Source organism: Streptomyces pinistramenti, assembly GCF_020564935.1.
GTDB classification, from domain to species: domain Bacteria; phylum Actinomycetota; class Actinomycetes; order Streptomycetales; family Streptomycetaceae; genus Streptomyces; species Streptomyces pinistramenti.
In genome coordinates this window covers 20,387-28,821 of the sequence record NZ_JAJCXB010000071.1, presented here as the reverse complement: position 1 = coordinate 28,821, position 8,435 = coordinate 20,387, and the positions used below count along the sequence as shown (strand labels likewise).

At 75.7% G+C, this 8,435-nt stretch carries 5 protein-coding genes; 3 read left to right on the top strand and 2 right to left on the bottom strand.

The genetic code is table 11. The features are described 5' to 3' along the window. A partial coding sequence (locus LIU39_RS31040; RefSeq protein WP_264483456.1) for an FtsK/SpoIIIE domain-containing protein occupies positions 1-1,804 on the top strand: 1,804 nt, incomplete at its 5' end. A gap of 366 nt (positions 1,805-2,170) precedes the next feature. Further along, a complete protein-coding gene (locus tag LIU39_RS31035) occupies positions 2,171-3,118 on the top strand; it encodes a class I SAM-dependent methyltransferase (protein WP_227050268.1) in 948 nt (315 codons plus the stop codon). A 43-nt stretch (positions 3,119-3,161) separates the two neighbouring features. Here the strand turns inward: LIU39_RS31035 and LIU39_RS31030 are convergent, their stop codons facing one another. Together LIU39_RS31030 and LIU39_RS31025 are read right to left on the bottom strand one after the other, a co-directional pair. Beyond that, complete coding sequence (locus tag LIU39_RS31030; RefSeq protein ID WP_227050267.1) at positions 3,162-3,845, bottom strand: class I SAM-dependent methyltransferase; 684 nt, start codon at positions 3,843-3,845, stop codon at positions 3,162-3,164. 263 nt (positions 3,846-4,108) lie between these two features. Beyond that, the gene (locus LIU39_RS31025; RefSeq protein ID WP_308409438.1) at positions 4,109-4,396 is read right to left on the bottom strand and encodes a hypothetical protein; all 288 of its coding nucleotides are present in this window, start codon (positions 4,394-4,396) and stop codon (positions 4,109-4,111) included. 171 nt (positions 4,397-4,567) lie between these two features. On the opposite strand from LIU39_RS31025, the gene LIU39_RS31020 reads away from it, so the two are divergent. Further along, positions 4,568-8,215 carry a bifunctional glycosyltransferase/CDP-glycerol:glycerophosphate glycerophosphotransferase gene (locus tag LIU39_RS31020; protein ID WP_227050266.1) on the top strand — a complete coding sequence of 1,216 codons (3,648 nt, stop codon included), beginning with the start codon at positions 4,568-4,570 and terminating at the stop codon, positions 8,213-8,215. Positions 8,216-8,435: the final 220 nt, after the last annotated feature.

Genomic DNA, 8,435 nt, shown 5'->3' with positions numbered 1-8,435 from the left:
GCACTCCCCCGGCACCCTCGAAATCGTGCTGATCAGCACGGACCGCTCGCGCAGCACCGAGGAGCGGGTGGCCGACTGGTCCTGGCTCGGCTGGCTGCCGCACGTCCGCCCGGCGCACGGCCAGGACTGCCGGCTGCTGCTCGCCCACGACAAGGAGCAGGCGGCGGCCCGTACCGCCGAGCTGGTGCGCCGCCTGGACGACGGGCCGCTGGGCCCCGGCTGGGCGAGCGCCGAGCGTGCCGAGGTCGCGGCGGCCGCCGCCCGCTACCGCGGCCCGTTCACGGTCGTGCTGGTGGACGGCGATCTGGGCTCGTCCGCGCTGCGCGAGACCGCCGCGCGGCTGGCTGCGGGCGGGCCCGCGGCCGGTATCCACCTCATCTGCCTGGCCGAGACCCCGGCCGCGTCCCCGGCCTTCCCGCTGGCCGCGACGTACGAGGCGGCCCGTGCGGCGTCGCCCGCGTTCGGCGAGTGCGGAGCGGTCGCGGTGCTCAGCGGCGATGTCGCCACCGCGCTGCGGGTGGTGCAGCCCGGCTCCGGGCCCAACGGCACGGTCGCCGCACTCGACGCGGTGTCCGGCGCCTGGGCCGAGCGGTTCGCCAGGGCGCTGGCGCCGCTGCGCGAGTCCGAGGCGACGGCGACGGTCGGCGGCCGTCCGGTGCACCGCGCGGCCACCCCGCTGCCCGAAACGGCGCGGCTGCTCGACGAGTTGGGTCTTGCGCGGGCCACCCCCGCCTCGCTGATGGCCCGGTGGGCCGCGGCCATGGACACCGACCGGCCGAGTACCCCCGCCGTGCTGGGCGCCGGGCCGCACGGCCCGCTCTGCGCCGATCTCGCCGCGGACGCCTCGCACCTCCTCCTGGAGGGCGCAGCGGGCAGCGGCAAGACCGAACTGCTGCGGTCGCTGGCCGCGTCGCTCGCCGCCGCCGACCGCCCCGATCTGCTGTCGATGGTGCTGGTGGACGGCGGCGGCAGCGAACGCGGCGAGGGCCTGCGGGTCTGCACGGAGCTGCCGCACGTCACGACGTATCTGGCGGCGTCGGATCCGGTCCGGATGCGGGAGTTCGCCCAGGCGCTGTCGTCGGAGCTGAAGCGGCGCGCGGAACTACTGGCCGGCACGCCGTTCGCGGAATGGCGCGCCAAGCATCTGCCTGCGCCGCGCGTGGTCGCACCGCGGCGGACGACGGAGGGCGCGCCGGGCGCCGCGGAGGCCGATCCGTCGACGACGGGGACGCTGCGGCTGCGGCCGCGCAGCGGGCCGCAGTCCGGGGACGAGCCCGCGGCCGCGGTGCCGATGCCCCGGCTGTTCGTGCTGGTCGACGACTTCGACGCCTTGGTCTCGCCCGCGCTGGGCAGTACGGGCCGCCCGTCGGCCGGTTCGGTGGTGCGCGCGCTGGAGGCCGTGGCCAGGGACGGCGCGGCGCTCGGCGTGCACCTGATGGCCGCGACCGGCCATCCGGAGCGTACGGCCGACACCGCGACATCGGAACGCGCCGGTCTGCGCGTCCGGTTGGGCTCGCCGGCCGATCCGTCCGACACCGTGCCGCCCGGCCGGGGCCGGCTGCACCGCGCGGAGGACGGCTCATCGACGCCGTTCCAGGCCGGGCGGGTGACCGGCCGGATACCCCGGACGTCCACCCTGCGGCCGACGGTCGTGCCGCTGGAGTGGCAGCGGATGGGCGATCCGCCGGCCCGGCGTCCGCTGCGCGAACTGGGAAACGGCCCCACGGACCTGGCCTTGCTCGCCAGCGCCCTGCAACGCGCCGCACAGTCCTCCGGCGCCCCGCCGGCCCCGCCTCTGGCCTGAACCGTCCGCCACGCGCCCCGTCCCGGTGACACCCGCCCACACCGGAGACGGCGGCCGGGCCGGACGGCTGCGCGCTGCACGGCCTGACGGCTCAACAACGGGCGCGGCCGAAAGGCAGCGCGGCCGCACGGCTCCACGGCCGCACGGCACCAACTCCGCGAATCCCGGGCACCGTTGACGACCCGACCCCGCACTCCCCCGCCCCGGTTTCCCTTCACCCCGTCGCGCGCCATCTTCCGTTCACTTTCCTCCGCCTACGATGACGGCCGCGCCGTTCCCCCGGCATCCGGCATCACCGGCGCGCGCCTTCAGCTCTCCGCGTCGTATGCCGTCAGAGATTCCCGACCGTCTGGAGACGGACCGCACATGACTGCTCCCACCGCAGACCAGAGTGCCGAACAACTCCCGCGCCCCGCCCGGCTTTCCGACGTCAAGGGCTGGTTCTTCACCGCCGACCAGCTGCTCTTCGACTGGTTCCTCGGGTATCAGCAAGGCCGCTCCGTCACCGGAGACCTGCTCGAACTGGGCGCGTATCTCGGCAAGAGCGCGATCTTCCTCGGGGCGCGGCTGGCCCCTGGCGAGCGCTTCACGGTCTGCGACCTGTTCGACTCCCCCGCCGAGGACGCCTCCAACTCGAAGGAGATGAAGAAGTCCTACGCGACGCTGACCCGCCGCGCCTTCGAGGCCAACTACCTCGCCTTCCACGAGGAGCTGCCCACCATCGTCCAGGGCCTCAGCTCGGTCGTGCGCGACCACGTCGAGGACCGCAGCGTGCGCTTCGCCCACATCGACGCCTCGCATCTGTACGAGCACGTGCACGGCGACATCCTGGCGGTGCGGGAGCTGGTCACCGACAGCGGCGTCGTGGTGCTGGACGACTTCCGCGCCGAGCACTGCCCCGGCGTGGCCGCGGCCACCTGGCAGGCGGTGGCCAACGAGGGCTTGCATCCGCTGTGCATCACCGGCACCAAGTTCTACGGGACCTGGGGCGACCCGGAACCGCTGCGGGACGCCCTGCTGGCCTGGCTGAAGAGCCGCAAGGACATCTGGCACGAGGTGCAGTCGGTCAACGGCGCCCCGCTGATCCGGCTCAGCGCCAAGGGCGCGAAGGATCCCGCGCACCCGGTCTCCCGGTATCGGGCGGCGGCCTCCGGGCGGGCGCCCGAGCACGTCCCCGGCCGGCCGGCGGGCCGGGGCCCGGCCGCCCGTACCGGCGCGCGTGCGAGCCGCGCCCCACTGCGCCGGCTCGCGGTCGACTGGCTGCCGCCGGCCGTCACCAGGGCCATCGTGGCGGCCCGCCACAGAACCCGCTGACCTGCGGCGCGGTGCGCGACGACCGTCCCGCGCCGCGCACCGGTCACTCCGGTACCTGCCCGACCAGCACGAACGCGTTGGCCTCCAGCAGCCGGCCGGCCGGCCGCGGCAACGGGCAGGAGTAGGTGCGGCGGACGGCCAGCCCGGCCGACTCGGCGAATACCCGCAGCAGTGCGAAGTCGGTGAAGCGGCCGGGGCCCTGGGCGCTGCGGTGCCCGGCCTCCTGCGGGGTGATCAGCACGACGCCGCCGCCCGGCCGCACGTACGCGAGGTAGGCCCGCAGCAGTCCCTCGACCTGCTCGTCGTCGAGATGCTGGAGCACCTGTGCGGACAGCAGTGCGTCGAAGGACCCGGGCCGGGCGTGCGGGCCGGCGAGGAACGCGTCGGCGGTGTAGGCGGTCAGGCCACGGGCCCGGCAGATGTCGACGGAGTGCGGGTCGTGGTCCACGCCGACGCTGCCCGGCGCACAGCCGGCCAGCGTGTCGCCCGACCCGCAGCCGATGTCCAGCACCCGCCCTGAGCCGATCCGGCGCAACTGCCTGCGGTACGGGATCCGCGGCGGGCGCAGCCAGGGCAGCAGGGGCCGCGGGCCGCTGCGCGTGGGCGGCGCGGCGGCGCGGACGGCGTCGGCGGCGGGAGGTCCTGCGGGCCGGGCGCCGGGGGCGGAGCGGGCGGCGGGGGCCGAGGGGGCGACGGGAGCGGCGGGAGAGTCGGTTCGTCCGGGCATCGTGGTCACCTTTCCCTGGGCACGGCGCGGGGCAGGCCCGGTCCGTGCGGCGGTCTACGACATCGGATCGTCGGCTGCGCTGCGGCGTCCGCTTCGGATCCAGGAGATCGGGTCTGCCGACGGCCGCCGGCTGCGGGGTACCGGCGGCCGCGGGTCCACGGCAACGGTCTACGGCATCGGGCCGGGCCCCGGCGTACGGCGCGCCGACCGGTCCCCGCCGCTCCCCGGCACGGCGGCGCCCGCTGCCCCGGGCGGCGGGCCGCTCACCGGGCCGTCAGGCGCGGGCGCCCTGCGGCTGCGGCACATCGGCCGCGCGGGGTGGGCGCCACGGTGCGTTCGGCCGCGGGCAGCGGCGGGATCGGCTGGTCGTCGCCGAGCAGCACCCGGCGCACCACCCGTTCCGCGGCCTGGTCGTCGTACGGGCAGCAGCGGGCGCGGAAGGCGGTGCGCAGCCGGGTCGCGTCCGGGCGGTCCCCGCTGCCGGAGCGGAAGGCGGCGAGGGCATGGCCATCCCGGGGATCGAGGCGGGGCGAACGGACGCCGAACGTCACCAGCCGGGTACGGACTGTCGATCTTCGGTCTCACTCTTTCAGCGCAGCTGCGGTGACCGCGCCACGGGTGTGCGAGTTGAATGCCCCGGGGGACGTCCCCCGCCATCCCGCTTTCCCGCATGTCATCCGTTTCGCCTGTTTCGCCTGTTCGGAAAGGCTTGGTCCGCGCGCATGAAGCCACGGCTCACCGTCGTCGTTCCGGTGCATCGCACCGAGGGGTCCGAGCGGAATACGGAGGAGTGCCTGGAGTCGCTCGCGGCCCAGACGCTGACGGCGCTGGACGTGGTGATGGTCGTCGCCGGGCCCCCGGACGGCGCACCGGCCGCACTCGCCCGCCGCTTCACCGGACAAGATCCCCGCTTCCGGACCGTCCGGCACACCGGGGAGCCGACCGGCCCCGGCGCGCTCCGCAACACCGGCGCCCGGCACACCTACCCGCACACCGCATACCTGGCCTTCCTCGGGCCGGGCGAGGTGCTGCTGCCGCGCGCGTACGAGGACCTGACAGCGCTGCTGGACACGTCCGGCGCGGACTTCGCGAGCGGCAATGTCCACCTGCTCGGGCCGGACGGCCGCCGGTCGCCGCACCACCCGGCCGGCCGCGCGAGCGCGCTGCGCACCCACATCACCGAGGACCGCACCCTGCTGTCCGACACCCCGACCGCCAACAAGGTCTTCCGGCGCAGCTTCTGGGAACGCCACGAACTCGCCTTCCCTCCCGGGGAGTTGTACGACGAGGCGCCGCTCACGCTGCGCGCGCACTTCCTCGCCGACGCGGTGGACGTGCTGCCCGAGCACGTCTGCTGCCTGCGCCGCCCGCCGGGCACCGGCGCCCGGCGGCCCGGCGTGCCGGAGGTGCACGAGCGGTTCGACGCCGTCGAGAGCGTCGCCGCCTTCCTCGCCGACCCGGCGCGCACCCGGGGCATCCCCTGCCGCGAGGACTACGACAGGGAACGGCTCACCGACGGCCTGCGGGATCTCGTCGAAGCGCTGCCCGCGGCCGGTCCCGAGGTCCGCACCGCGTTCCTGGAACGGGCCCGCGGGTACCTCGCCCGCGTCGAGCCGCGGCTGCTCGGCACGCTCCCGGTGGAGCTGCGGATGCGCTGGTACCTGATCCGCAGCGGGCACCTCGACGACCTGCTGCGGCTGCTCGCCCACCAGCAGCGCAACCCGGCCGCCTTCCGCGTGGCGGGGACGCCGCTGCGCCGGCGGGCCGTGCTGCCCCTGGATCCGCCGCTCGGCCTGCCGCCCGGCGTCACCCGGCTCGACCGCGCCGACTTCCCCGTACGGGCCCGCGTCCAGGAGGCGGTGTGGCGGGACGGCGCGCTGCGGCTGCGCGGCTACGCCTACATCCGCAACCTCGCCGCGCCCGGCCGGCACAGCTACCTCGGGACGGCGGTGCTGACCCAGGGCAGGCGCCGGATCCTGCTGCCGCTGCGCACGCTCCGGATGCCGCAGGCCACCCTCGACTCCGGCCAGGAACAGCACTGTTACGACTGGTCGGGCTTCGAGGTCACGCTCGATCCGTACCGGCTGCGGCGGGCCGGGCGGTGGCAGGAGGGCAGCTGGCAGGTCGGGGTGGTGATCGCCGCGGCCGGTGTGCTGCGCACCGCCGCGCTCCGCCCGCCCGCGACCGGTTCGGGCGCATCGCCGCAACCGCACGACACCTTCGACGGCGTACGGATCACCCCCGGCTACCCGGACGGGCGGCTGGGCCTGACGGTGGAGCGCGTCACCCGCAGGCTGACCGGCCGCGAGCCGGCCGGCGCCGGCGCCCTGGATCTGACGTTCCGGGCGGCGGCGGGCCCGGCGCCGGTCGCCCTGCGGCTGACGCATCAGGGGACGGGGGCGGTGGTGTCCTTCCCGGTGGAGGCGGGGAAGGACACGGAGGCCGGGGAGGCCGGGGACACGGGCCGGGCTGGGGAGCACAGGCCCGCCGAGGACTCCGGGAAGGCGGCCGCGCCCGTCGGACAGCCGGGGAAGCCGGTGCGGCCCGGGAAGCCGGGGAAGCCCGCAGGCCACACCGTGCGGGTCCTGCTCGATGCGCTCGCTGCCGCCCGGCCCGCCCGCTACGGCGTCCCCCGCGACATCGCCCCGACGCACACCGAGACCTGGGCCGCAGGGCTGGTGCTCGCCGACGGCGGGACCGGCCCGGTCTCCTGCGACCCCGGTCTTGCGCCGCTCGCGCTGCCGCTGGCGCACGGCAGGGAGCTGGTCGTGGCGGCCGGGCCTGCCGGGCGCCTCGTCCTGCACGACCGCACCCCGCAGCCGTACCTCGACCGCGTCGTCTGGCGCGCGGACGGCACCCTGCTGGTGGCCGGTGTGCTGCCTGTCGCCGCGCCGCGCGCCACCGAACTGGTCCTCACGCACACCACGCACGCCGCCGAGACCGCCGTCCCCACCACCCACGACTCGGGACGCTTCCACTGCGCCCTGCCGCTGGCCGCGCTCCCCTCGCCCGCAGGGCCACTGCCGCTGCGCGCCGGCCACTGGGCGCTGCGGCTGCGCGAACGCGGCGCCCCCGGCTCCCCTTCGGACGCCCCGGTCCGCTTCGCCCCGTCCGTGTTCGACGGGCTGCCCGCCTCCCGTACGGTCCGCGGCAAGCCGTTCACCCTCGACCGGCGCGAGCACGACGAGGTGTTCCTGGCCGCCGGGGCGACGCTGCCGGCCAACGACCGCGGGCCGTACCGCCGCCGGGTGCTGCGCGAGTCGCACTACCCGCTGCACCGCACCCGCCCGCTGCGCGACGCCGTCCTCTACAACTGCTTCGGCGGCCGCGCGTACGGCGACTCGCCCCGCGCGGTGCACGAGGAACTGGTGCGCAGGGGCATGGAGGCGGAGCACCTGTGGGCGGTGCGCGACGCGCAGACCACGGTTCCGGCCACCGCGCGTGCCGTGGTCGTGGGCAGCGCCGAGTGGCACGGCGCGCTGGCACACAGCAGCTGGGTGGTGACCAACACCCACCTGCCCGGCTGGTTCACCCGCCGCCAGGGCCAGACCGTCGTACAGACCTGGCACGGCACTCCGCTCAAGCGGATCGGCGCCGACCTGGCGGGCACCCTGTGCGGGCAGCTCGCCCATCTGGCGCCGCGTCCCGGGCCGGCCCGCCAGTGGAGCGTGCTGCTGTCACCCAACGCGCACAGCACGCCGGTGCTGCGCTCCGCACTCGGCTTCCCCGGCGAGCCGCTGGAGTGCGGACTGCCGCGCACCGACGCGTTCTTCGCCGCCGACCGGAGGGCCCGCGCGGCGGTGGTCAGGGCCCGGCTCTCCATTCCGACCGGCAAGAAGGTGGTGCTGTACGCGCCGACCCCGCGCGACCATCTCGCCTACGACGCGGCCCACCACCGGATGCACCTGCCGCTCGACCTGGACGCGGCACGGCAGGCGCTGGCCGACGACCATGTGCTGCTGGTCCGCAGCCATCCGCTGGTCGCCGACCGGCTGCCGGCCCACCACGCGCCGTTCGCGGTCGACGTCACCGCGTACCCCGACGCCACCGAACTGCTGCTCGCCGCCGACGTGTTGGTCACCGACTACTCCTCGCTGGCCGCCGACTTCGCCAACACCGGCCGACCGATGCTCTTCCTGACCCCCGACCTGCCGCACTACCGCGACACCCTGCGCGGCTTCACGCTGGACTTCGAGGCCGGGGCGCCGGGCCCGCTGCTCGCCTCGACCGGGGAACTGATCGACGCGCTGGGCGACCTGGACGCCATCGCGCGGTCCGGCGCCGACGCGTACGCCAGGTTCCGGCGGGCGTTCTGCCACCGCGACGACGGAGGTGCGGCAGGACGCGCCGCCGACCTGCTGCTGAGGTGACAGGAAACGGGTCACCGTATGGAGGTTTGGCGGACATCGGAATCCGGCGGCGATCGGATCGTTACAGCTTGTGCAGGCGTCCTCACCGTGCCAATACCCACCCAACCCCGGATTTCCGGACCGTCATCGGACGGCAATGAGGCGGAAAACCGTGGCGGCGGGTGCAACCGCGCGGCGGGATTCCCCCTCTGATCCAGGGAATGGGAAGACCGGAGCCCGC

Coding starts and splice junctions, on each gene's coding strand:
- LIU39_RS31035 (WP_227050268.1), top strand. CDS start 2,171: ATGACTGCTCCCACCGCAGACCAGAGTGCCGAACAACTCCCGCGCCCC.
- LIU39_RS31030 (WP_227050267.1), bottom strand. CDS start 3,845: ATGCCCGGACGAACCGACTCTCCCGCCGCTCCCGTCGCCCCCTCGGCC.
- LIU39_RS31020 (WP_227050266.1), top strand. CDS start 4,568: ATGAAGCCACGGCTCACCGTCGTCGTTCCGGTGCATCGCACCGAGGGG.